The 24,617-nt window shown below is 58.5% G+C and carries 21 protein-coding genes and 1 tRNA gene; 18 read left to right on the top strand and 4 right to left on the bottom strand.

The features are described 5' to 3' along the window. The first annotated feature begins 4 nt into the window (after positions 1-4). From nirD to glpK, 12 genes are all read left to right on the top strand, one after another. Positions 5-340 (top strand): nitrite reductase small subunit NirD, encoded by a 336-nt coding sequence (nirD, locus tag G6L97_RS18585; protein ID WP_003511593.1) that lies wholly within the window; start codon positions 5-7, stop codon positions 338-340. Positions 341-554: 214 nt separating this feature from the next. After that, positions 555-3,203 carry a nitrate reductase gene (locus G6L97_RS18580; RefSeq protein WP_035199770.1) on the top strand — a complete coding sequence of 883 codons (2,649 nt, stop codon included), beginning with the start codon at positions 555-557 and terminating at the stop codon, positions 3,201-3,203. Continuing rightward, entirely contained in the window at positions 3,175-4,653 is a 1,479-nt protein-coding gene (gene cysG, locus G6L97_RS18575; RefSeq protein ID WP_035199768.1) for a siroheme synthase CysG, read from the top strand. The genes G6L97_RS18580 and cysG overlap by 29 nt, the downstream gene beginning before the upstream one ends. Before the next feature lie 141 nt (positions 4,654-4,794). After that, on the top strand, positions 4,795-5,568 hold the full coding sequence (locus G6L97_RS18570) for a DeoR/GlpR family DNA-binding transcription regulator (protein ID WP_003511588.1): 774 nt from the start codon (positions 4,795-4,797) through the stop codon (positions 5,566-5,568). Between the two features lie 108 nt (positions 5,569-5,676). Further along, positions 5,677-7,200, top strand: a complete 1,524-nt coding sequence (locus G6L97_RS18565; RefSeq protein WP_019564992.1) for a glycerol-3-phosphate dehydrogenase — start codon at positions 5,677-5,679, stop codon at positions 7,198-7,200. 37 nt (positions 7,201-7,237) lie between these two features. Further along, positions 7,238-8,308, top strand: a complete 1,071-nt coding sequence (locus G6L97_RS18560) for an ABC transporter ATP-binding protein (RefSeq protein WP_013761937.1) — start codon at positions 7,238-7,240, stop codon at positions 8,306-8,308. 13 nt (positions 8,309-8,321) lie between these two features. Beyond that, the gene (locus tag G6L97_RS18555) at positions 8,322-9,392 is read left to right on the top strand and encodes an ABC transporter ATP-binding protein (RefSeq protein ID WP_025595315.1); all 1,071 of its coding nucleotides are present in this window, start codon (positions 8,322-8,324) and stop codon (positions 9,390-9,392) included. 2 nt (positions 9,393-9,394) lie between these two features. Next, the gene (locus G6L97_RS18550; RefSeq protein ID WP_003511582.1) at positions 9,395-10,261 is read left to right on the top strand and encodes a carbohydrate ABC transporter permease; all 867 of its coding nucleotides are present in this window, start codon (positions 9,395-9,397) and stop codon (positions 10,259-10,261) included. Between the two features lie 3 nt (positions 10,262-10,264). After that, positions 10,265-11,188: a carbohydrate ABC transporter permease gene (locus tag G6L97_RS18545; RefSeq protein ID WP_003511581.1), complete on the top strand. Its 924-nt coding sequence runs from the start codon at positions 10,265-10,267 to the stop codon at positions 11,186-11,188. A gap of 1 nt (position 11,189) precedes the next feature. Beyond that, positions 11,190-11,483 (top strand): DUF2160 domain-containing protein, encoded by a 294-nt coding sequence (locus G6L97_RS18540; protein WP_013761935.1) that lies wholly within the window; start codon positions 11,190-11,192, stop codon positions 11,481-11,483. Positions 11,484-11,559: 76 nt separating this feature from the next. Next, complete coding sequence (locus tag G6L97_RS18535; RefSeq protein ID WP_003511579.1) at positions 11,560-13,281, top strand: ABC transporter substrate-binding protein; 1,722 nt, start codon at positions 11,560-11,562, stop codon at positions 13,279-13,281. 69 nt (positions 13,282-13,350) lie between these two features. After that, positions 13,351-14,850, top strand: coding sequence for a glycerol kinase GlpK (gene glpK / locus G6L97_RS18530; protein WP_003511578.1), 1,500 nt, complete (start codon positions 13,351-13,353; stop codon positions 14,848-14,850). An 18-nt stretch (positions 14,851-14,868) separates the two neighbouring features. On the opposite strand, the gene G6L97_RS18525 is transcribed toward glpK, so the two are convergent. Further along, positions 14,869-15,729 carry a LysR substrate-binding domain-containing protein gene (locus G6L97_RS18525; protein WP_003511576.1) on the bottom strand — a complete coding sequence of 287 codons (861 nt, stop codon included), beginning with the start codon at positions 15,727-15,729 and terminating at the stop codon, positions 14,869-14,871. Positions 15,730-15,828: 99 nt separating this feature from the next. On the opposite strand from G6L97_RS18525, the gene G6L97_RS18520 reads away from it, so the two are divergent. Next, positions 15,829-16,848 carry a bile acid:sodium symporter family protein gene (locus tag G6L97_RS18520; RefSeq protein ID WP_003511574.1) on the top strand — a complete coding sequence of 340 codons (1,020 nt, stop codon included), beginning with the start codon at positions 15,829-15,831 and terminating at the stop codon, positions 16,846-16,848. 66 nt (positions 16,849-16,914) lie between these two features. Here the strand turns inward: G6L97_RS18520 and hspL are convergent, their stop codons facing one another. Continuing rightward, on the bottom strand, positions 16,915-17,397 hold the full coding sequence (hspL, locus tag G6L97_RS18515) for a heat shock protein HspL (RefSeq protein ID WP_003511572.1): 483 nt from the start codon (positions 17,395-17,397) through the stop codon (positions 16,915-16,917). Between the two features lie 385 nt (positions 17,398-17,782). On the opposite strand from hspL, the gene G6L97_RS18510 reads away from it, so the two are divergent. Beyond that, positions 17,783-18,724, top strand: coding sequence for an alpha/beta fold hydrolase (locus G6L97_RS18510; protein ID WP_174003514.1), 942 nt, complete (start codon positions 17,783-17,785; stop codon positions 18,722-18,724). A 53-nt stretch (positions 18,725-18,777) separates the two neighbouring features. Here G6L97_RS18510 and hisN read toward each other — a convergent pair whose 3' ends face one another. Then, positions 18,778-19,554, bottom strand: a complete 777-nt coding sequence (gene hisN, locus G6L97_RS18505) for a histidinol-phosphatase (protein ID WP_003511569.1) — start codon at positions 19,552-19,554, stop codon at positions 18,778-18,780. Between the two features lie 320 nt (positions 19,555-19,874). After that, positions 19,875-20,759 carry an N-formylglutamate amidohydrolase gene (locus G6L97_RS18500; protein ID WP_003511568.1) on the bottom strand — a complete coding sequence of 295 codons (885 nt, stop codon included), beginning with the start codon at positions 20,757-20,759 and terminating at the stop codon, positions 19,875-19,877. Positions 20,760-20,940: 181 nt separating this feature from the next. On the opposite strand from G6L97_RS18500, the gene cpdR reads away from it, so the two are divergent. The 4 genes from cpdR to G6L97_RS18480 all read left to right on the top strand — a co-directional run bounded on the left by cpdR (position 20,941) and on the right by G6L97_RS18480 (position 24,617). Next, the gene (gene cpdR / locus G6L97_RS18495; RefSeq protein ID WP_003497910.1) at positions 20,941-21,303 is read left to right on the top strand and encodes a cell cycle two-component system response regulator CpdR; all 363 of its coding nucleotides are present in this window, start codon (positions 20,941-20,943) and stop codon (positions 21,301-21,303) included. A gap of 81 nt (positions 21,304-21,384) precedes the next feature. Then, positions 21,385-21,459, top strand: a tRNA-Val gene (locus G6L97_RS18490). 554 nt (positions 21,460-22,013) lie between these two features. After that, positions 22,014-23,027, top strand: coding sequence for a substrate-binding domain-containing protein (locus tag G6L97_RS18485; RefSeq protein ID WP_003511565.1), 1,014 nt, complete (start codon positions 22,014-22,016; stop codon positions 23,025-23,027). A gap of 69 nt (positions 23,028-23,096) precedes the next feature. Continuing rightward, positions 23,097-24,617, top strand: coding sequence for a sugar ABC transporter ATP-binding protein (locus G6L97_RS18480; RefSeq protein ID WP_065687975.1), 1,521 nt, complete (start codon positions 23,097-23,099; stop codon positions 24,615-24,617).

The raw sequence follows: 24,617 nt of genomic DNA, 5'->3' as shown, positions 1-24,617 counted from the left end.
AACGATGGACAGCAACTGGATCGATATTGGCGACATTTCCGACATTCCGCTGCGCGGCGCGCGCTGCGTGAAAACGCCTATGGGCAAGATCGCCGTGTTTCGCACGGCTGAAAATCAGGTCTTCGCCATCGAGGATCATTGCCCGCACAAAGGCGGCCCGCTGTCTCAGGGCATCGTGCACGGGGCTTCGGTGACATGTCCTTTGCACAATTGGGTCATTTCGCTGGAGACCGGCAAGGCGTTGGGGGCGGATGAGGGTGAGGTGAGGACCATTCCTCTCCGCAATCTCGACGGGCGGCTTTCGATTGCGCTCGAAACTTTGATGATTGCGGCGGAGTGATATCAGATGTTGGCGACGATACTCCCCTCTGCCCTGCCGGACATCTCCCCCTCGAGGGGCAAGATCGACAAGTGGCACGCTTCTCGCTTCATCTCTGTTGTCGGAGACGCAAGCTGTAAAATAGAGCCGGTGCCACAATTGATCTACCCCTTTGAGGGGCAGATGTCCGGCAGGGCAGAGGGGGGTAAACGCCACGCACCAAGAGGGCAAACCAATGCCCGTTGAAACGAAAACCACCTGTCCCTATTGCGGTGTCGGCTGCGGCGTCATCGCCACCGTTGCCGATGACGGCATCGTTTCCGTCAAAGGCGATCCGGACCACCCCGCCAATTTCGGCCGGCTGTGTTCCAAGGGTTCGGCTCTGGCCGAAACCATCGACCTCGACGGACGGCTGCTCCATCCCGAAATCCACGGAAAGCGGGTGGCATGGGACGAAGCGCTTCAACTCGTTGCTTCAAGATTCTCCGAGGCCATCTCCGAGCACGGCCCGGATTCGGTTGCCTTTTACGTTTCCGGCCAATTGCTGACGGAGGATTATTACCTCGCCAACAAGCTGATGAAGGGTTTCATCGGATCGGCCAATATCGATACGAATTCACGGCTTTGCATGTCGTCTTCGGTCGCCGGCCATCGCCGCGCCTTCGGGGCCGATACGGTGCCCGGCACCTATGAGGATATGGAGCTTGCCGATCTGGTAATCCTCACCGGATCCAATCTCGCCTGGTGTCATCCCGTCCTCTATCAACGGCTTGCTGCCGCAAAGGCGGCGCGGCCGGACATGAAGGTGGTGGTCATCGATCCGCGCCGGACGATGAGCGCAGATATTGCCGATATGCACCTCGCCATCCGCCCGGATGGAGATGTGGCGCTGTTTACTGGTCTTCTGGCCCATCTTTCCGGCAGTTCCGCGTTCGATAATGCTTATGTTGGAAACCACACTGTCGGCCTCGATGCCGCGATGCAGGCAGCGACCGGGCACAGCCTGCCGGAGATTGCCGACAAGACCGGTCTGACAATCGCGGAACTGATTTCCTTTTACGAATTGTTCGAACGCACGCAAAAAACCGTCACCTGCTACAGTCAGGGCGTCAACCAGTCGCAAAGCGGCACCGACAAGGTCAACGCCATCATCAATTGCCACCTCGCCACAGGCCGCATCGGCCGGCCGGGCATGGGGCCGTTTTCGCTGACCGGTCAGCCCAACGCCATGGGCGGACGCGAGGTGGGCGGGCTTGCCAATATGCTGGCGGCCCATATGGCCATCGAGAGCGCTGAAGACCGCGACCGCGTGCAGCGCTTCTGGGCCTCGCCGGCGATTGCGCAGAAGCCTGGCCTCAAGGCCGTGGATATGTTCCGGGCGGTTGCCGATGGCCGCATCAAGGCGCTGTGGATCATGGCCACCAACCCCGTCGTTTCCATGCCGGATGCCGGTGCCGTCGAGGCGGCGATCAAGGCCTGTCCCTTTGTCGTGGTGTCCGATCTCATCGCCAATACCGATACCGCCCGCCACGCCCATGTGCTGTTGCCATCGCTCGGCTGGGGTGAAAAAGACGGCACGGTCACCAATTCCGAACGACGTATTTCCCGCCAGCGCGGTTTTCTTGACGCGCCCGGCGAAGCAAAGGCCGACTGGTGGCAATTCGCCGAAGTTGGACGGCGCATGGGTTTTGACGCCGCCTTCGGCTTCCGGCAACCTTCTGAGGTTTTCGCCGAGCATGCCGCTCTCTCCGGCTTCGAGAACGCCGGAGGCCGCGATTTCGATATCGGCGGGATCGACCGTGATTCCTACGGTACGATGAAACCGTTTCAATGGCCAAAAGCCGGACGCGGTGAAGCCGCCAATACCCGCTTTTTCGCGGATGGCCGCTTTTTCCATGCGGATGGCAAGGCCCGCTTCATCGCCACGGCACTGCCGGAGACCGGCAGGACATCGGCGGACTACCCGCTGACGCTGAATACTGGCCGTATCCGCGACCAATGGCACACCATGACCCGCACCGGCAAAAGCGCGCGGCTTACCGCCCATATCGCCGAACCCTTTGCCGAACTTCACCCGCGCGATGCACAGTTGCTGGGCATCGACAGCGCCGATCTGGTGGAGATTGAAAGCCCGCACGGCAAGGTCCTGCTGCGGGCTCTGGTCAGCGAGAGGCAGGCACGGGGAGCTGTGTTTGCGCCGATGCACTGGAACGACCAGTTCGCCTCGCAGGCCCGCATCGATATGCTCGTGCCAGCGGTCACGGACCCGCATTCCGGCCAGCCCGCTTCGAAGAATGTCGGCGTGAGTGCACGACGTTTTGTGGCGAAAGCCTATGGATTTGCGATCTCCCGCACCCGGCCTGATGCGCCGGGCTGCGCCTATTGGGCAGTTGCGAAGGCGGATGGCGGCTACCGCATGGAGCTTGCCTTCGAGGAACAGCCGCAGGACTGGACGCTCTGGGCGCGACGGGTTTTCGGAGTCGATATCAGGGTTGAGCCTCTGGGTTACAGTGACCGGCAGACGGGCGATCTGCGGCTTGCTTTCTTCGACGGTGGTACCTTGCTGGCAGCGCTGTTCGTCGCCAGAGAGCCGGTGGCCGTTGCCCGCAACTGGGCGATTTCACAGCTGAACGAACGCCATGAGGATTTGCGCATGCGTTTTGCCCTGGTCGCCGGGCGTCCCGGCGCCGGCCGCGCCGATCCGGGGGCGACGGTCTGCTCCTGCTTCAATGTCGGGGTCAACCAGATCACGGCCGCCATCCGCAATGGCTGCCACAGCGTCGAAGCCATAGGTGCTGCGTTGAATGCCGGAACCAATTGCGGCTCCTGCCGCGCCGAGATCAGGGGGATCATCGATGGATGCCTTAAAACCGCAGCGGAATGAACCGAACCGCATGGAGAAGCTCGCCAAGTTGCCGGTCTTCTGGGGGCTTGAGGGCAAGCGCGTGGTGCTGGCGGGCGGATCGGATGGGGCCGCATGGAAAGCGGAACTGCTGCTTGCCTGCGGGGCGGAACTTCACCTCTATTGCGAGGAAAGCGAGCTTTCGGATTGCTTTGCGGCGCTCGTCTCGACAAGCCAGATGCTGACATGGCATGACCGTTCCTGGGGTCCGGATAGTTTCAAAGGCGCGGAACTGGCGCTGGCGGATTGTGAAACCGACGAAGAGGCGGGAAGATTTTACAATGCCGCGCGCTCAGCCGGCGTGCCTGTCAATGTCATCGACAAGCCAGAATTCTGCCAGTTCCAGTTTGGCTCCATCGTCAATCGTTCGCCGGTGGTGGTGTCGATCTCCACCGATGGCGCCGCACCCATTCTGGCGCAGGCCATTCGCCGGCGCATCGAGACTTTGCTGCCGCTCGCTCTCAAGGATTGGGGCGCGCTTGCCCAGACCATCCGAGAGCGGGTCAATATACGCCTCGCGCCCGGCCCGGCGCGGCGTTCATTCTGGGAGAAATTTGTCGACCGGGCGTTTACCGAAAGGCTGGATGAGGGCAGCGAAGAAAGGCTGCTGACAGACATCGGCACGCAGGCAGGTCGGAAAGGATCGGCACGCGGCCTTGTGACGCTGGTCGGTGCCGGACCGGGCGATGCCGAGCTGCTGACGCTGAAAGCGGTACGCGCCTTGCAGGCGGCGGATGTCATTCTGTTCGACGATCTCGTTTCATCCGAGGTGCTGGAACTGGCGCGGCGGGAGGCGAAGCGTATGCTTGTTGGCAAACGCGGCGGCCGGGAAAGCTGCAAGCAGGAAGATATTAACGACATGATGATCCGCCTTGCCAAGGCCGGCAAAAGGGTAGTGCGGCTGAAATCCGGCGATCCGATGATTTTCGGACGCGCCGGCGAGGAGATCGCAGCGCTGGAGGCTGAAAACATCCCGGTCGAAATCGTACCCGGCATCACCGCGGCAAGCGCCATGGCTTCGCGGCTCGGCGTTTCCCTCACCCACCGCGATCACGCCCAGTCGGTCCGCTTCGTCACCGGGCACTCCAGACAGGGCAAGCTGCCGGAGAATATAGACTGGCAGTCCCTGTCGAACCCTTCCGTGACCACGGTTTTTTACATGGGCGGGCGAACCGCTGCCAGCATCGAGGAAGCCCTTCTGGCGCATGGCATGCCGGCCTCGACGCCCGTCGCCATCATGATTTCCGTCAGCCGCGAAAATGAGCAGCGCTGGTGCGGTTCGCTCGTGCAACTGGCTGCGGCGGTTGAGCGAATGGGCGTGAACGAGCCTATATTGATCGGCATCGGTGATGCGTTTGGTGCTGCAATCTCTGCGTTTTCCGAGATAGGCCTGCCGGAGCCGGTCCCGATGTCAAGTCAGAAAGCCGGCTAATAATCTTGCTGGTCCGTGCGGATACGTTTTTCGCATACCTCCGCAAGTGGACCTGATCGGCGCCACAAAACCGTCCCTTGACATTGGTTTTTCGTTCGCTCTTCAATAAAACGAAAAAATTGAAAGAGGAGGGAGGGTGAAATGATGCTCACACCGCGTCAGGATGAAATCGTTGCGCTGGCGAAAGCAAGCGGGCGTGTGCTGGTGGACGAGCTGGCCACGCGGTTTTCGGTAACGCCACAGACGATCCGCAAGGACCTCAACGATCTCTGCGATACGCGGGTGCTGACGCGCATCCATGGCGGCGCACTTTTTCCGAGCGGCAACGAAAACGTCAAATACGAGGCACGCCGTGCGATCGCCTCCTCCGAAAAGCAGGCGATCGGCGCCGCTGCCGCTGCCCTCATCCCCAACAATTCCTCGCTTTTCATCAATATAGGTACGACGACCGAGGCGGTGGGCGAAGCGCTGGCGGATCATCACGAGTTGATGGTCATCACCAACAATATTAATGTTGCCAACAGGTTACGGGTTTTTCCGGGCATTGAGGTGGTGATCGCTGGCGGCGTCGTGCGCGGTTCCGATGGCGGCATCGTCGGGGAGGCCGCAGTGGATTTTATCCGCCAGTTCAAGGTCGATTTCGCCGTCATCGGCGTTTCTGCAATCGATGAAGACGGCGCTTTGCTGGATTTCGACTTTCGCGAGGTCAAGGTTGCCCAGGCGATCATGTCCAACGCTCGCCACGTCATTCTTGTATCGGATTCACTGAAATTCGAGCGGACGGCGCCGGTGCGCATCGGCCATCTTTCACAGGTGCACACCTTCATTACCGATCATTGTCCGGTCGATTCGATCCGATCCATCTGTGCCGATCATGACGTCAGGTTGATTGAAACCGAGGTTGGGGAGCCTTGATCCGAACCGTCCCGGAATTTCGTTTGACATTCGTTTTGTCTTCAAATTAGATGTCCGTGCTTTCAATATATCGATGAGGAGAGCGTCGATGAAAGCGCGGGAGGGTCCATGTCTGACGAGGCAATCCACGATGTTTTCGTGATCGGCGGCGGCATCAACGGCTGCGGCATCGCGCGTGACGCTGTCGGCAGGGGTTATTCCGTTGCGCTTGCGGAAATGAACGATTTTGCCTCCGGCACCTCTTCGGCCGCCACAAAGCTCATTCATGGCGGTTTGCGTTATCTCGAACATTACGAATTTCGTCTGGTGCGAGAAGCGCTGATGGAGCGCGAGGTGTTGTGGGCCATGGCGCCGCACATCATCTGGCCCATGCGCTTTGTTCTGCCATTCCAGAAGGGCGGCGTGCGCCCGGCCTGGCTCGTGCGTCTCGGGCTTTTTCTTTATGACCATCTCGGCGGCCGCAAGCTTTTGCCCGCCACCCGCTCGCTCGATCTGCGCCGTGATCCCGCAGGGAAACCGCTGAAGCCGATTTTTGCCCGGGCTTTCGAATATTCTGACGGCTGGGTGGACGATGCCCGTCTTGTGGTGCTGAACGCCCGCGATGCCGCCGATCGCGGCGCCTTGATCCTCAACCGCACGCAGGTCGTTTCGGCACGCCGCGAAGGCGCCTTCTGGCGGGTCGAAACGAAAAATGGTGCCGGAGAAACCGCGACCTACCGGGCGCGCATGCTTGTAAATGCGGCCGGCCCCTGGGTAGACAAGGTTCTGGCTGCGACATTCGGTAAAAACAATGTCCACAATGTCCGCCTCGTGCAGGGCAGCCACATCATCGTGCGCAAGAAGTTTTCCGATCCGCGCGCCTATTTTTTCCAGAACCCGGACGGGCGCATCATCTTCGCCATCCCTTATGAGCAGGATTTTACCCTGATCGGCACGACGGATCGCGACTATACCGCCGACCCCCGGGCTGTTAAGATCAGCGACGAGGAGATCAGCTATCTTTGCAACGCGGCGAGCGAATATTTCGCTGAACCGGTGACGTCGGCCGATATCGTCTGGACCTATTCCGGCGTGCGGCCGCTGTTTGACGACGGCGCATCGAAAGCGCAGGAGGCAACCCGCGATTATGTGCTGAAAACCGAAGGAGCTGAAGGCGAAGCGCCGCTTCTCAATATCTTCGGTGGCAAGCTCACCACCTATCGACGGCTTGCCGAACATGCTCTTGAAAAAATCGGTGATGCGCTGGGTGAAAAGGGCTCGCCGTGGACGGCAGGTTCACATTTGCCGGGCGGAAATTTCGGTGCCGAGGCTTATGCGGGAGAGGTCACGGCCCTGCGGTCGCGTTATCCTTTCCTCGATGAGCGGCATGCGAAGCGGCTCATCCGCTGCTACGGAACGGACGCTGCGTCGATTATTGGCAATGCCGGGGACATGGCAGGGCTAGGACGGCATTTCGGCGGCACGCTTTATGAGGCCGAGGTGCGCTGGCTGATGGCCCGGGAATGGGCGCTGACGGCGGAGGATATTCTGTGGCGCCGCACCAAGCAGGGGCTTTTCTTTACCCAAGAAGAGGTGCGCGGGCTGGAGGATTATATCGATGACATTGCAGGTGGACGCTTGAAGGCAATCTGACGATCCGATCAAAAAGCGGAGGAGGCTTTGGATCACCATGCTTGAATTGCGAAACGTCTCGAAGATGGCCGGCGGTGAATATCATATTCACCCGACCGATCTGACGTTGCAGCGCGGAAGCCTGAACGTCCTGCTTGGACCGACACTTTCGGGCAAGACGACACTCATGCGGCTGATGGCCGGGCTGGACAAGCCAAGTGGCGGTACGATTCTCTTCAATGGGGAGGACGTGACGGGCTGGCCGGTTCAGAAGCGCAACGTCGCCATGGTCTATCAGCAGTTCATCAATTATCCGGCGCTCAGCGTTTATGAAAACATCGCCTCGCCGATGCGCGTTGCCGGCAAGGACAAGGCAACGATCGACAGGGAGGTGAGGAAGGCCGCCGAGCTTCTGAGGCTGACGCCCTATCTCGATCGTACGCCTCTCAACCTCTCCGGTGGCCAGCAACAACGCACGGCACTTGCCCGCGCCATCGTCAAAAACGCCAATCTGGTGCTCCTCGACGAGCCTCTCGCAAATCTCGATTACAAGCTGCGTGAGGAGTTGCGTGAGGAATTGCCGCGCATCTTTGCCGAATCCGGTGCGATCTTTGTTTACGCCACGACGGAACCCTCCGAAGCTCTGCTGCTTGGTGGCAATACCGCGACGCTGAACGAGGGCAAGGTAACGCAATTCAGCCGCACGATCGAAGTTTACAGGCGTCCGGTGGATATCGTAACCGCTAAAATATTTGCCGATCCGCCACTGAACACCATCGAGGTCATCAAGACGGGCGGCGCCTTCACGCGCGCCGACCATGCGGTTGTGCCGGTGCCGGCGCATCTTGCTGCCATGCCTGACGGTCCAGTGACCATTGCCTTCCAGCCACATCATCTTTTCCCACAGCAAAAGGGGCAGGCGGCGCAATCCATCCGGGCGCGGACACTGATCTCGGAGATCGCCGGATCGGAAAGCTTCGTACATGTGGAATTTTCAGGCCAGCGTTGGGTGATGCTGGCGCAGGGCATTCACGACATCGAGCCGGACACGGAGATCGAACTGTTTCTCGATACGCGGCACCTGATGGCTTTCGATACGCACGGCCACGCCATCGGCGAAGCGGCTTAAGGGGAGATCGATCATGGCACGCATCACGCTCGATCATATTCGCCACGCTTACAACGCCAAGGCGCAGGCGGCAGGTGATTATGCCCTGAAGGAAGTTCATCACGAATGGGAGGATGGCGGTGCCTATGCGCTGCTTGGCCCTTCCGGCTGCGGCAAGACCACGTTGCTTAACATCATTTCCGGCTTGCTGCGCCCCTCGGAAGGTCGCATCGCCTTTGACGGAACGGATGTCACCGATCTTTCCACCGAAGATCGCAACATCGCCCAGGTATTCCAGTTCCCGGTCGTTTACGACACGATGACAGTCTATGCCAATCTGGCTTTTCCGCTGCGCAACCGGCAAGTGCCGGAAGCCGAAGTCGACCGCCGTGTGCGGGAAATTCTCGAGATGACCGATCTTTCCGGCATGGCCAAACGCCACGCGCGCGGACTTACGGCGGACCAGAAGCAGAAAATTTCGCTGGCGCGCGGGTTGGTGCGATCCGACGTCAATGCCATCCTCTTCGACGAGCCGCTGACGGTGATCGATCCGCATATGAAATGGGTGCTGCGCTCACAGTTGAAGCGCCTCCACCGCCAGTCCGGTTTCACCATGGTCTACGTCACGCACGACCAGACCGAAGCGCTGACTTTCGCCGACAAGGTGGTGGTCATGTATGACGGACAGATCGTCCAGATCGGCACACCCGCCGAGCTTTTCGAACGCCCGGGACATACGTTCGTCGGTTATTTCATCGGTTCGCCCGGCATGAATGTGATGCCTGCCAGCATTGATGGCGCAACGGCGGTTGTCGGCGGCCTTGGCGTTCCGCTTGCCGGCGTGCCGGTGGTGGATGGATCGAAGCGGATCGAAATCGGCATCCGCCCGGAATTCGTTCGGCTGGAGCGGGGTGGCATGCCCATCACCGTCGACAAGGTCGAGGATATCGGTCGGCAAAAAATCGTTCGCGCCCGGTTCGCCGGCCAAAAGCTTGCGATTGTCGTTCCGGAGGAGGAGGACATTCCGGCAGAAGCGGGTGTTCGCTTCGATCCGGCCGCTATCGGTGTCTTTGCCGATTCCTGGCGTGTGAAGATGGGGGCCTGACCATGGAAAAGACCTGGAACAACAAAGCGTGGTTCATGGTGCTGCCGGTTCTGGTGCTGGTCGCCTTTTCCGCCGTCATCCCGCTGATGACGGTCGTGAACTATTCGGTGCAGGATACCTTCGGCAACAACCAATTCTTCTGGGCGGGAACCCAATGGTTTCAGGAAATTCTTGGCTCCGACCGTTTCTGGAACGCGCTCGGACGCAATCTGGTATTTTCCGGCATCATATTGGCGATTGAAATTCCGCTCGGCATATTCATCGCGCTCAAGATGCCCAAATCCGGCATCGGCGTGCCGGTCTGCCTCGTCACCATGGCGCTGCCGCTTTTGGTGCCATGGAATGTGGTAGGCACAATCTGGCAGGTGTTCGGTCGCAGCGATATCGGGTTGCTGGGTTATTACGCCAATCAGCTTGGGCTTGATTACAACTATGTCAACGATCCCGTCGACGCATGGATCACCGTCGTCATCATGGATGTGTGGCACTGGACAAGCCTCGTCGTCCTCCTGTGCTACGCCAGCCTCGTCTCCATTCCGGATGCCTATTATCAGGCGGCAAGGATCGATGGCGCATCGCGTTTTGCGGTTTTCCGGTTCATTCAGTTGCCGAAGATGAAGCGGGTGCTGCTGATCGCATTCCTGCTGCGCTTCATGGACAGCTTCATGATCTATACCGAGCCTTTCGTCGTCACCGGCGGCGGCCCCGGAAATTCCACCACCTTCCTGTCCATCGATCTCGTCAAGGTAGCGCTCGGCCAGTTCGATCTGGGTCCCGCGGCGGCCATGTCGCTGATCTACTTCCTCATCATCCTGCTGTTGTCCTGGGTGTTCTACACCGTGATGACCAGCCACGACGCGGAGACTTGAGACATGAGCGCCTCTGATGTCACCACAAGCGTGGAACTCAACGGTATCGGCAATCCACCGGTAAGAGCCAGTTCGGCAAGAATATCAGGCCTTGCTGCGAATTCACGATCGCGCCGCCGCCATGGGCCATCGCGCTTTTCCTGGCTGGTGCCGACGATCTACATCATCCTGCTGCTCGTGCCGATCTACTGGCTTATCAATATGAGCTTCAAGACGAACACAGAAATCGTCTCGTCGATGACGCTTTATCCGCACCAGCCGACGTTGCAGAATTATCGGACGATCTTCACGGATTCATCCTGGTATTCGGGTTACATCAACTCGATCATCTACGTCGTCATGAACATGGTGATCTCGGTCTCGGCGGCACTCCCGGCGGCCTATGCCTTCTCCCGTTACCGCTTCCTGGGCGACAAGCACCTGTTCTTCTGGCTTTTGACCAACCGCATGGCGCCACCTGCCGTCTTCGCGCTGCCCTTCTTCCAGCTCTATTCCGCTTTCGGGCTGATCGACACGCATATTGCCGTGGCGCTGGCGCATTGCCTGTTCAACGTGCCGCTGGCGGTGTGGATTCTCGAAGGTTTCATGTCGGGTGTACCGAAGGAAATCGACGAGACCGCCTATATTGACGGCTATTCCTTCCCGAAATTCTTCGTGAAGATTTTCATGCCGCTCATTGCCTCCGGCATCGGTGTCGCCTGTTTCTTCAGCTTCATGTTCTCGTGGGTCGAGCTTCTGATCGCCCGCACGCTGACGACGACCGACGCCAAGCCGATTGCCGCGACCATGACGAGAACCGTTTCCGCCGCCGGCATGGACTGGGGCCTGCTTGCCGCCGCCGGCGTGCTGACACTCATACCCGGTGCGCTGGTGATCTGGTTTGTTCGCAATTACATCGCCAAGGGCTTTGCGCTGGGGAGGGTTTGACATGACGAAGATGCCCGATTTCACCTGGATGGCATGGACCTGGCAGACGGCCGCGTTTTTCGGTGCCATCGCCGTGTTGCTGGTTGGGATGTGGTTCTGGGAACAGCTCTCGCCCGGCGGCAACCCCCGCTTCGGCCTGCTGCGTTTCGAGACAACGCGTGGCGACAGGTTGTTCATTTCGCTGCTCGGCAGCGCTTTCATTCATCTTGCATGGCTCGGGCTGATCGGCCCGAACCTGTGGTGGGCTCTCGCTCTGTCGGCGGTTTACGCAATTGGCGTTTTCCGTTTCGTCTAGAGCAGGAAGAACGGTGCGGCGGAGGAAAACCGCACCCGGCAGACTTCGTGCAATCGCAACCCTTGGGAGGACTGATATGCGACGGCATCTGATGACGACGACGGCAGCCATGCTGCTGGCAATGACAGGTTCCGCTTTCGCCGGAATGGAGGAGGCAAAGCAATTTCTGGACAAGGAAATCGGCGATATGTCGTCGCTTTCGCGTGCAGATCAGGAAAAGGAACTGCAATGGTTTATCGATGCCGCCAAACCTTTTGCTGGCATGGACATCAAGGTCGTTTCCGAATCCCTGACAACACATGAATATGAATCGAAGGTCCTGGCACCGGCGTTTACCGCTATTACTGGCATCAAGGTCACGCACGACATCATCCAGGAAGGTGACGTCGTCGAAAAGATTCAGACCCAGATGCAGACCGGCCAGAACCTCTATGACGGCTGGGTGAATGACAGCGACCTCATCGGCACGCATTGGCGTTACCAGCAGGTGCGCAACCTCACGGATTTCATGGCAAATGAGGGCAAGGACGTCACCAATCCTGGCCTAGATCTCAAGGATTTCATCGGCAGCGCCTTTACGACGGCACCGGACAAGAAGCTCTACCAGCTTCCTGACCAGCAATTCGCGAACCTGTACTGGTTCCGCTACGACTGGTTCAACGACGACAAGAACAAGGCGGATTTCAAGGCCAAATACGGCTACGACCTTGGTGTGCCCGTAAACTGGTCGGCTTATGAGGATATTGCCGAATTCTTCACCGGCCGTGATGTCGGCGGCAAGAAGGTCTTCGGCCATATGGACTATGGCAAGAAGGACCCGTCGCTTGGCTGGCGCTTCACCGATGCCTGGCTTTCCATGGCCGGCAACGGCGACAAGGGCCTGCCAAACGGCCTGCCTGTCGATGAATGGGGCATCAAGGTCAACGACAAGTCGCAGCCGGTCGGCTCGTGCGTGGCACGCGGCGGCGATACTAACGGTCCGGCGTCGGTCTATTCCATCGAGAAATATCTCGAATGGCTGAAGAAATTTGCGCCGCCAGAAGCGCAGGGCATGACCTTCTCCGAATCCGGTCCGGTGCCGGCGCAGGGTAACATTGCCCAGCAGATCTTCTGGTACACGGCCTTCACTGCCGATATGGCCAAGCCCGGCCTGCCTGTCGTGAACGAGGACGGTTCGCCGAAATGGCGCGTCGCACCTTCCCCGCATGGCGTCTACTGGAAGGACGGCATGAAGCTCGGTTATCAGGACGTGGGTTCGTGGACGCTGATGAAATCCACCCCTGACGATCGCGCCAAGGCCGCATGGCTTTATGCGCAGTTCGTAACTTCCAAGACCGTGGATGTGAAGAAGAGCCATGTTGGTCTGACCTTCATTCGCGATACCACCATCCATCACAAGAGCTTCACGGACCGGGCCGCCAAGCTTGGTGGTCTGATCGAGTTCTATCGCTCGCCCGCTCGCGTGCAATGGTCGCCAACCGGCACCAACGTGCCTGACTATCCGAAGCTGGCGCAGCTCTGGTGGCAGGCAATTGGCGATGCATCTTCGGGTGCCAAAACCGCTCAAGCCGCAATGGACTCGCTCTGCGCCGAGCAGGAAAAAGTCATGGCCCGTATCGAGCGCGCCGGTGTGCAGGGCGATATCGGCCCAAAACTGGCGGAAGAACACGATATCGACTACTGGAACAAGGACGCCGTTTCGAAGGGCAATCTGGCACCGCAGCTGAAGATTGCCAACGAAAAGGAAAAGCCGGTCACCGTCAATTACGACGAGCTGGTCAAAAGCTGGCAGAAGTAATGTCTGCGTGAAATCTTAAACCGGGGCGGCTTTGCCGCCCCGTCATTGCGTTTGAAAGGGAGTGACATAATGGGCGGTTATATTCTGGCGATCGATCAGGGGACGACATCGACAAGGTCGATGGTCTTTGATCGCGACATGCGGGTCATCGGTGTCGGCCAGCGAGAATTTCCGCAGCATTTCCCGGCCTCTGGCTGGGTCGAACACGATGCCGAGGATATCTGGAAAAGCGTGCTTGAAACAATCCGGCTGGCGCTTGCCGATGCCGGTATCTCCGCTTCCGATATCGAGGCGATCGGCATCACCAACCAGCGCGAAACGACTGTGCTGTGGGACCGTAATACGGGCGAGGCCGTGCATCGGGCCGTTGTCTGGCAGGATCGCCGTGCTGCACCAATTTGCGAGGATCTGAAACGAAGGGGGCTGGAGCCGCTCTTTTCGAAAAAGACCGGTCTGCTGCTCGACCCCTACTTTTCCGGCACGAAGCTGAAATGGCTTCTCGACAGCGTCAGCGGCCTTCGCGAAAAAGCCGTGAAGGGCGAAATCTGCTTCGGCACGGTCGACAGTTTCCTGATCTATCGCCTCACCGGCGGTCGCCGCCATGTGACCGACGCTACCAATGCCTCGCGAACGCTGATCTACAATATCGAGGACAATGCCTGGGATGACGAATTGCTGTCCATCCTCGACATTCCCCGCGCCATGCTGCCGGAGGTGCTTGATTGCGCGGCCGATTTCGGCGTAACGGACAAGGCGCTTCTGGGTGCGGAAATTCCGATCCTCGGCGTCGCCGGTGATCAGCAGGCTGCCGTTATCGGTAACGCCTGCTTCGAACCCGGCATGATGAAATCGACCTATGGCACCGGCTGCTTTGCGCTTCTCAATACCGGCACCGACCGGGTCGCCTCGACAAACCGGTTGCTGACGACCATTGCCTATCGCCTCGATGGCGTGACGACCTATGCGCTCGAAGGCTCGATCTTCATTGCCGGCGCCGCCGTGCAATGGCTGCGTGACGAGCTCGGTTTCATATCGGTCGCGTCTGAAGTCAGCGCGCTTGCCGAAAAGGCTGATCCCAAGCAGCGGGTTTACCTCGTGCCGGCCTTCACCGGCCTTGGCGCGCCCTATTGGGATGCCGAAGCGCGGGGCGCGATTTTCGGCCTGACGCGTGGCACCGGCCCTGCGGAGTTCGCCCGCGCGGCACTCGAAAGCGTCGCCTATCAGACTTTCGATCTTCTGGATGCCATGCGCAACGACTGGGCGGGCGACAATGGCAAGACGGTGCTCCGGGTCGATGGCGGCATGGTTGCCTCGGATTGGACCATGCAGCGGCTGGCGGACATTCTCGCTGCACCGGTCGACCGGCCGGTATTCCTGGAAACCACCATTCTCGGTGCGGCATGGCTCGCAGCATCGCGCGCCGGCATCTGGCCGGACCGGGAGGCCTTTGCCGCCCATTGGAAACGGGATCGCCGTTTTCTGCCAGATATGGATGAGACGGAGCGTAAGAGCGCCATCGCGGGGTGGCGTGATAGTGTTGGCCGCTGCCTCTCGAAACGGGAAGATTGACTCGAGCAAGCGTCTTTTTTACGCAAAACTGCCCGGTGCGATGCTCTTGCTGGATACCAGATCGGAAAGGGCGCGCACCAGTTTTGTGTCCGCGCCCTTACTTGGCTGAAGCACGAATTCCACGTCTTCGAGCGCCGGCAGGACATCAGCCGCAATCTCCCTGAGGCCGGCTGGCGCCATGCTGCGCGGTTGCACGAGGATGCCCATGCCCGCCCTTGCGGCAGCGGTCAGTCCGCTAAGGCTGCCACAGGTGCAGACGATCCGCCACGCGAGACCTGCCCGATCCAGCGCTTCCTGTGCCGCCTTTCGAGTAATGCTTGGCGGCGGAAAGGCGATCAACGGCAGGGCGTCCGGTTGGCTCAGCATTCGCTCCGGGTCACGCGCGAGCCATACCAGAGGTTCGCGGTACAGGAAGTGGCCGAGCTTATCACCGAGTCGACGTTTCGCGAGCACGACGTCCAACTCGCCATTATCCTGCATCTGGTAAAGCACGCCGCTCAGCGACACCGTCAGCTCCAGATCGACCAAGGGATAGAGGCGGATGAATTCTTCCAGAATGGCGGTGAGCCGGCTAGCGACGAAATCCTCGGAAACGCCAAGCCTTAAGCGCCCGCGCAGGCGGTTTTCGCTGAATAGCGATGAAACTCTGCTGTCGATCTCCAGCATATTGCGGGCATAACCGAGCAGCGCCTCGCCTTCGCCCGTCAGCTTCACCTGATGGGTGCTGCGCGCAATCAACCGACGGCCAAGTGCCGCCTCAAGCCGCTGAATATGCTGGCTGACGGTGGATTGGCCGATGCCCAGCCGCTCGGCAGCCAGCGTGAAGCTGCCGGTTTGCTGAAGCATCACGAAGCTGGCAAGATGTTGAAGGTTCAGCATTTATCTCATATCGTGATAACTGTTAGTCTTTGCATCCGAATTCATGATGAGCGATAGTATGGGATATTTCAAGCAAAACCGATGTCGGAAAGACCTCCCATGACCCGCTTCCTGCCTGACCGTTTCACCATGATGCTGGTGGCCACCGTGATCCTGGCTTCCCTTTTGCCGATCAGCGGACAGCCGGCGGTGTATTTCGGGCTTGCCACGAAACTGGCAATCGCATTGCTGTTTTTTCTCCACGGCGCGCGGCTGTCGCGGGATGTGGTGATTGCGGGTATCTTGCACTGGCGCCTGCACATGGCGATCCTTCTCGTCACCTTCGGCCTTTTCCCGTTGCTGGGCGTGGCGATCGGTTTCATTCCCGAGAGCATTCTGCCGGCACCGCTTTATATGGGTGTGCTGTTTCTCTGCGTCCTGCCGTCGACGGTGCAATCGTCCATCGCCTTCACATCCATGGCAGGCGGAAACGTGCCTGCCGCGATCTGTTCAGCCTCCGCCTCGAATATTTTCGGCATGGTGCTGACACCGCTGCTGGTCGGGCTGCTGTTCACGGTCGGTGGCCATGGTGGTGGATTTTCGCTGGATGCGTTCCTGCAAATCTTCCTGCAACTGCTCTTGCCCTTCATCGCCGGCCAGGTGCTGCAGCCGTGGATCGGTGACTGGATCAGGGCACGCAAGAAATTGCTGTCGCCGGTCGATCGCGGTTCCATCCTGATGGTGGTCTATCTTGCCTTCTCCGAAGCAGTTATCGAAGGCATATGGCAGACGTTTTCCGTGCGCGATATCGGCGTTGTCATCGGCATCAATATCGTTCTTCTGGCGCTTGTTCTCTGCGTGACGATGTTCGGCAGCCGGGCGCTTGGTTTCGACAAGGCGGATGAAATCACCATCACCTTCTGCGGGTCGAAGAAGAGCCTTGCCAGCGGCGTGCCCATGGCAGGAGCGATCTTCGCCGGCCAGAGCATCGGCGCAATCGTATTGCCAATCATGCTCTTCCATCAGGTTCAGCTGATGGTCTGCGCAGTGCTGGCCCAGCGTTATGCCCGCAAGGCCCATGAAAAAGCAGCGATAACGGAAACTGTCGCTGCGGAAGGCGCGGCAGTATCCACCCGCTGAGGGCTGAATTTTAGGCAAACAAAAACGGCCCCTTAACGGGGCCGTTCGTTTGACATCCGGATCGGCTTAGTTGACCTGGGCCGGCGTGACCTGTGCTTCGATCGTCTTCGGCGCATCTGCGCTGTCGGAGGAGATCGCGATACGGCGCGGTTTCATGGCTTCCGGAATATTGCGGACGAGATCGATGTGAAGCAGGCCATTCTTCAGGGAAGCGGTCTGGACTTCGACATGATCAGCCATCTGGAAGCGGCGTTCGAAAGCGCGCGTGGCAATGCCGCGATACAGGAACTCGCCTTCAGACGACTTCTCATCTGCAGCCTTCTCGGCTTTCACCGTCAGCGTATTGGCACGGGATTCTATGCTTAGTTCCGTTTCATCGAAACCGGCAACCGCCATGGTTATACGATAGGCGTTTTCACCCGTCCGCTCGATGTTATAGGGCGGATAGGACTGGGCCTGTTCGGGCTGGCCGAGGCCGTCGAGCATCGAAAAAAGACGGTCGAAACCGACGGTGGAGCGATAGAGGGGGGAAAAATCGACGTGACGCATGGTGTCCTCCTTATGAAGCGACTGTTTGCGGTTGATCCGGCGTCCCGTTCTGGCGACGGCCGGACATATGGCGCGGCCCCGTTCTGGCGGCCGCATGAATGAGATGGGAATGGCTTGGCGCTCCGTCAAGGGGGCGCTTTAAAGCGGAAAGGGCGACAACAAGATGAACCATCGCTGAACATCCGGTTCCAGCAACGTTCAGTTTGAGAGCCATAAATATCCGTCATCGGAGACATGCTCCGTGGCAGAAGCAATAACGTCCCTTCTTCTTCTGTCCTATTCGCCGGAACCGCGACTGCTTTAACCGACGGTTCCGGCAATTTTTTCTTTGACCTTCCGCCGTCGCCGACCTATCCCGAAAAGGCAGAGAAGCCGGAAAAGACCGATGATCGAAGCCACATTGCGCGAGAGCGAAGACAACCCGGTTCCCGGCAACCATACCGTCGGTTATTTCACCGGCCACGGCGGCAAACAGCTTCGATACGCGATCTTCCGCGCCAGCCGACACATTGCGCGCGGAACTGTGGTTCTGCTGCATGGTCGCAACGAATGTATCGAGAAATATTTCGAGACCGTCAGCGATCTGACGGCCATGGGATTCTGGGTCGCGACCTTCGATACGCGCGGGCAGGGCGGTTCCGAACGGCTGCTGAAGAAGCCAGGCGCCGGGCATGTACGACGTTTTTCCGACTACAAGCGCGATATAAGTTTTTTTCTCGAACAGGTGGTGCTGCCGGATACCCGGCTGCCATTCTTCATGATCGCGCATTCAACCGGCGCACTTGCAGCACTGGCCGCAGCACCCGGCCTGTCGAACAGGATCGACCGTCTGGCGCTTTGTTCGCCCTTTATCGAGCTGGACAGCCAGCAATCCGTTCCTTCGTCCGTCATCCGGCTGGTCGCGACCGCTTTAAGCCTGTTGGGTCTTGGAAAGCTTCAGCTCGGCAGGGATCAGCGCGAACGGGATTTCGATGGCAACCCGCTGACCTCTGACGCCAGACGTTTTGCCAGAAATCTTGCGCTGCATCGGCAATTTCCGGAACTCTTCATCGGCGCACCGACAGCGCGATGGGTTTATGAAGCGCTGAAAACGATGGGTCGGGTGACCCGTCAGGACCATCTGACGGACATAACCATTCCTACCCTCATTCTTGCGCCGATGCTGGATACGATCACGCCCTATAAGGCGCAGGAGGAACTCTCGCGCAACTTTCGCGCGGCGCAGCTTCTTCCCATAACCGGCGCGCGCCATGAATTGCTGCATGAGCGCGACGTTTTCCGCAAACAGGCGCTGGCGGCCATCGACGCCTTTTTCGCGCCGGAATGACGCGGCGATGACGGGGATGGCGCGGTTTGCGCCATCCCCGTCAGTCGCACCATCTACAGTTTTGAAAGAATGGCGAGCGCCTGTTCGTGCACGGCTTTGGAACCGGCTGCCAGAATGCGGCCGCCATTTTCCGGACGACCCCCATCCCAGGTGGTGATGATGCCACCCGCCTGTTCAATCACCGGAATGAGCGCGCCGACATCATAGGGCTTCAGGCCCGATTCGATCACCAGATCGACATGGCCGGCGGCAAGCAGGCAATAGGCGTAACAATCCACGCCATAACGGAAAAGGCGAACCTGATCCTGCACCTTGTCGTAAAGGGGCTTTTCTTCCGCCGTGAAGATATGGGGTGTCGTGGTGAACAGTACAGCATCCGACAGCGAAGCGCATTCGCGCGTGCGGATCTTGCGCTCACCATCCGGCCCGAAATACCATGCGGCCTCGCCGTCGGCGAAATAACGCTCTTTCGTGAAGGGCTGGTCCATGATGCCCATCGAAGCGCGGCCGGCCGACTGGAAGCCGATCAGCGTGCCCCAGACCGGCACGCCGGAAATGAAGGCGCGTGTGCCGTCAATCGGATCGATAACCCAGATATGTTCGCGATCGAGACCGACATTGCCGTGTTCTTCACCAAGAATGCCGTGTTGCGGGAAACGTGCCTCGATGAGGGCGCGAATGGCGCTTTCTGCTGCCTGATCGCCTTCCGTCACCGGGTCATAGCCGCCGTCCTCCTTGTTGGTGACGGCAATGCCTGTGCGGAAGCGGGGAAGCGTTTCAGCGCTGGCGGCTTCGGCAAGTTTGAAGAAGAAATCCCGGTCGGGCAGCATGCGAAACCTCATTGCCTGAATTATTGGGCCTGAATTGTATGGCGAAATGCATAGACCGGAATTGCACCCGCCGTCCACACGTACGGATGCAGGCACGGCCGATTCCAAATTTTCAGCATAAGCCTAAAAAAAGTGCATAAAATAAAATGATTGACAATTGTGCATATAATGCGTAGCGTGACCCTGCAGTCTTTGACTGTAAATACCCTCCTTGGGTGTTTCCTCCCTAGACTTGACCGCGCCAAGGCGCGGTTTTTTTTGTCCGGCGCGTGGCCAGGCTGTCTGGAACAGAGGTCTGAAATATCCTGGAATTTGATGTGTTATTCGGCGGCGAGCGAGGTTTCGATCGCGTATTCCGAAACAAAAGCGCCGAGCTGGCGCATGAATATTTCAAGCGATGCCTGAATGGCGGGAAAATCTGCTTTCTTCGAAAGCGTTTTTTCATCGACGTACAGCGCCCGATTGACCTCGATCTGGAGCGCGTGAAGAGAGCGGATCGGTCGGCCGTAATGTTCCGTGATGAAGCCGCCGGCATAGGGCTTGTTGCAGACCGCAACGAAACCCAGTTCTTCAAGAAAATGCAGAGCGGCGCGGGAGACCTCCTGGGAAGCACTGGTGCCGTAGCGATCGCCTATAATGACATCCGGCCGCAGGTTCGAGCCGGCAACGCGGATATTGCCCGGCATCGAATGGCAATCGATCAGTACCGCCATGCCGAAATTGGCGTGGGTGCGTGACAGCAGCCGGCGCAGGCAGGCGTGGTAGGGTTTGTAAATCGTCTCGATCCGTGACAGCGCCTCGTCCACCGGCAGGCGGTGGGCATAGATGTCCATATTCTCGGCGACGATACGGGGTACCGTTCCCAGGCCGCCGGCAACCCGCATGGAGCCGATATTGGCGTAGGGAGGCAGAGTGCCTTCGAACATGCGCGGATCAAGCTCGTAGGGCTCGCGATTGACGTCGAGATACGCGCGGGGAAAATTGGCTTTCAGCAGCGGCGCACCGATGTCGGGCGCAGCGGCGAACAGCTCGTCAACGAAATGATCTTCCGAGCGCCGGATCTCGTGCGAATCAAGCCGTGCCGATTCCAGAAAGGAGATGGGGTAACAGCGACCGCTATGGGGTGAATTATAGACGAATGGCAGGGTTTGAACGGCAGGTTCCGTTACTTCGAACAGCTCGTATTCACCCGTTATCCAGTCCATTCAGTGCCATTTACCATGTCGTAAACTATCAGGATGTTCATGTTGCCAGTTACGGTGCGGCAAGTCCATACTATCGACCATGCAGCGCTATACCGATTCTTGTGTTCACATGATATTTACCGTGAAAATCCTATAATCGGGCTAGGGTATCTCAAACATTGAGCAGTTACGGTCACTTATGATGAATCAGAAAATTCTTCTCGCTGAAGATGATAACGATATGCGCCGCTTTCTCGTCAAGGCGCTGGAAAAAGCCGGTTACAAGGTTTCTTCCTTCGACAATGGCGCAAGCGCTTACGACCGGCTTCGCGAAGAGCCTTTCTCGCTGTTGCTGACAGATATCGTCATGCCCGAAATGGATGGCATCGAGTTGGCCCGGCGCGCGACTGAACTCGACCCCGACCTGAAAGTCATGTTCATCACCGGCTTTGCGGCCGTCGCGCTGAACGCCGATTCGAAGGCTCCAAAGGATGCCAAGGTGCTTTCCAAGCCGTTCCATCTTCGCGATCTGGTGGATGAGGTCAACAAACTCCTTGTGGCGTAAGGGGTCTCAAAAAACCTTCACAAAACCGAAAAAAAGCAGTTGACGCATGAACCGGTTTTGTGGTCTATCCGCCGCCACGGAGGGCGTGTAGCTCAGCGGGAGAGCACTACGTTGACATCGTAGGGGTCACAGGTTCAATCCCTGTCACGCCCACCATCCGAATTCTTAAATATCAAGGCCTTGCGAGAAATCGCAGGGCCTTTTTGCATAGTGGCCTCAGTGTCAATTGAACCTGTCCCCTATGGAGTACGCGTCAACGGTCCCATCACAGGAACCCGCTGCGACACCGTCATAAATACCACTCCAACTAGGGCAAAGAGGATCGGCAGGAGGACTTTGCGGCCTTCCATGCGGCATGGACATGGAGGAGGGCGTGATGAACCGAAGCGTTTACGCGCTGCCCGCCATTTGGCGTCCTGAGTGCATCGCGCCTTGCCGTCCCTTGTTCTTAAGACATCCGACTGCCGCCAGCTGATTGGTATAGGCAAGCTGATTGACTGCCTATTCGATCCGCGGAGTTCGCTCGAGCGACGGGCTATCCTGTAGGCAGCCTCCAAACTATCCACGCGCTCCGCAATAAATTTCACTCAAAATAATAAAATGCAAACCGGATTGACGCTTGCCCGGTTTCCCGATATCTCAAACGTCATGCAATAAATTACACGACTTAAAATTTATTGCGGATTGGTCATTGTCCTTGGGAGGGGAATATGTTGGCTTTTCTGAAATCGACCGTTGCCGCGGGTGTTTTAGCCGTGGCGATTTCCGCAGGCGCCGGCTCTCAGGCCGCTGCTGCGGGCAAATTCGCCTGTGAACCGGGCGAGACCTATGTGATGAACGTCATGGTTTCCAGCCACCCCTATTGGGTGCCGGTGTTTGAAGGTTTCAAGCAGGCCGCGAAGGCCTTGGGCTGCGAGGCCGTTTTCACCGGTACGCCCGAATACGACATCACCAAGCAGATCGCGTCCTTCGAGCAGGAACTGGTGAAGAAGCCGAAGGGTATATTGCTGCATCCGATGCAGGCCGATCCCTTTATCGAACCGATCAACAAGGCGATCGACTCCGGTGTTTCGGTGACGACTTTTGCGGCAGATTCGCCGAAGTCAAAACGCACCGCCTACATCACCTCGGACAATGTTGCCGAGGCGAAATTTGCGGCTGACGAGATCGTCAAGAAGCTGGGCAAGAAGGGCGAATATGCCGTTCTCGAAAATCCGGGCCAAAGCAACCATGATCTGCGCGTCACCGCACTCATCGATTACATGGGGCGCACTTATCCGGAAATGAAGCTCGTCGGCCGCCAGGCGACCAACCAGGATGCAAACGTCGCCTATCAGGCGGTGGGTGCCCTGTTGCAGGCCAACCCCAATCTCGGCGCATTGTGGATTCCTGAAGCCGGCTCGGCTGAAGGCGCAACGACCGCTGTTCTCGAGGCCAAGAAGAAGGTCCTGATCCTGCATGCGGATATTACCCCGGCGACGCTGGAGCACATCAAGCAGGGCAACATCTACATGTCCATCAATCCCAATCAGGGCGTTCAGGGCTTCATGGGTTTCATGAACACCTTTCTGGGTGCCCATTCGGATCTGATCGACCCCTTCAACGACTACAAGGTATCTGGCTTCAACCCGATGCAGGTTCCTTCAATGGACAATGGTTTCGCCGTGATTACCAAGGCGAACGCCGCTTCCTTTGATCTCAATGACTATATGAAGGGGCGCTGACGCGCCGCCCTGAAACCGGCGAGGTTTACGCCTCGCCGGCAAAGGGGAGCCACGTTCGGGAGGGGCGTTATGGGAGAGGTCATCCTCAACATGACGAATATTCACAAGGCGTTCGGGCCCGTGCGGGCGTTGCGCACTGCTGCCTTTGAGCTGCGGCGGGGAGAAATCCATGCGCTCGCGGGTGAAAACGGCGCCGGTAAATCGACGCTGATGCATATTATCGATGGCATTTTGCAGCCTGATGGCGGCGAAATCCTGCTGGACGGCAAATCGGTCAAGATTTCCTCGCCCAATGCGGCGAACCGGCTCGGTATCGGTTTCGTGCATCAGGAGATTGCGCTTTGCCCGGAAATTTCGGTTGCCGAAAACATGTTCATGTCGGAGACCGGCCAGAGTAAATCCTGGTTCATGAATTATCGCGATCTTGGCAAGCGGGCGGCAACCATCCTCAAAGAAATCGGCGATATCGATCCCACCAGCCGTGCCGGTGATCTGTCGATTTCGCAACAGCAGATCGTCGAGATTGCCAAGGCGCTGACGCTGGACTGCCGTATCCTGATCCTTGATGAACCGACGGCGGCTTTGACCGAAACCGAGGCCCAGACCCTTTTCCGGATCATGCACCGGCTGGCGGAACGCGGAATTGCGATCATCTATATCTCGCACCGGATGGCGGAGATTTTTGAGCATTGCGACCGCATCACGGTGATGCGCGACGGTTGCCACATCAGGACGGAGAATATCTCGGAGATTTCCCCGGAGGAAGTCGTCAACAGCATGGTGGGACGGGTGCTCGACAAGCTCTACCCACCGAAACTTGCGGAAGAAGAGAAATCGAATGACGTCATTCTCTCTGTTCGGGGACTGAACGAGGGAAAGCGCGTTTTCGATGTCGATTTCGATCTGCGCCGGGGCGAAATCCTCGGGCTCGCCGGCCTGATCGGCGCAGGTCGAAGCGAAATTGTCCGTGCGGTCTGCCGGCTGGAGGGAAAACCAAAAGGCGAGGTCACGTTGCGCGGCCGGCCGCTGAGGCTCAATGACTATCGCGACAGCATTCGGGAGGGGCTGGTCTATCTGTCGGAAGACCGCAAGGGCGATGGGCTGTTTCTCAACATGTCCATTGCCGCGAATGTCTCGGCGCTCGATGTCGGCAGGATATCGAACGGCATGGGCTTTATCGAACGGCGCAAGGAAATGAAGCGCGCCGACGAGTTGGGACGCCGGCTGAAATTGCGGGCAAACAGCGTCGGCGACGCTGTCTCTACCTTGAGCGGCGGCAACCAGCAGAAGGTGGCACTGGCAAAGATGCTGTCGGTGGAGCCACAGGTCGTCTTTCTCGACGAGCCGACACGCGGGGTGGATGTGGGCGCAAAGGCCGAAATCCACCGCCAGATCCGGGAATTGGCACGCGAGGGTGTGGGCGTGATCGTCATATCCTCTGAATTGCCGGAACTCATCGGTGTCAGCGACCGCGTGCTGGTCGTGCGCGAGGGGCGCATTGCCGGCGAGGTTGAGGGTGAGAACATGACGGAAGAAAAGATCATGCAGCTTGCATCGATCAATATTGCAGAGAGCACGGCAGGGGCCTGA

Source organism: Agrobacterium tumefaciens, from assembly GCF_013318015.2.
Classification (GTDB): Bacteria; Pseudomonadota; Alphaproteobacteria; order Rhizobiales; family Rhizobiaceae; genus Agrobacterium; species Agrobacterium tumefaciens.
This window is presented reverse-complemented; position numbering and strand designations above follow the sequence as displayed.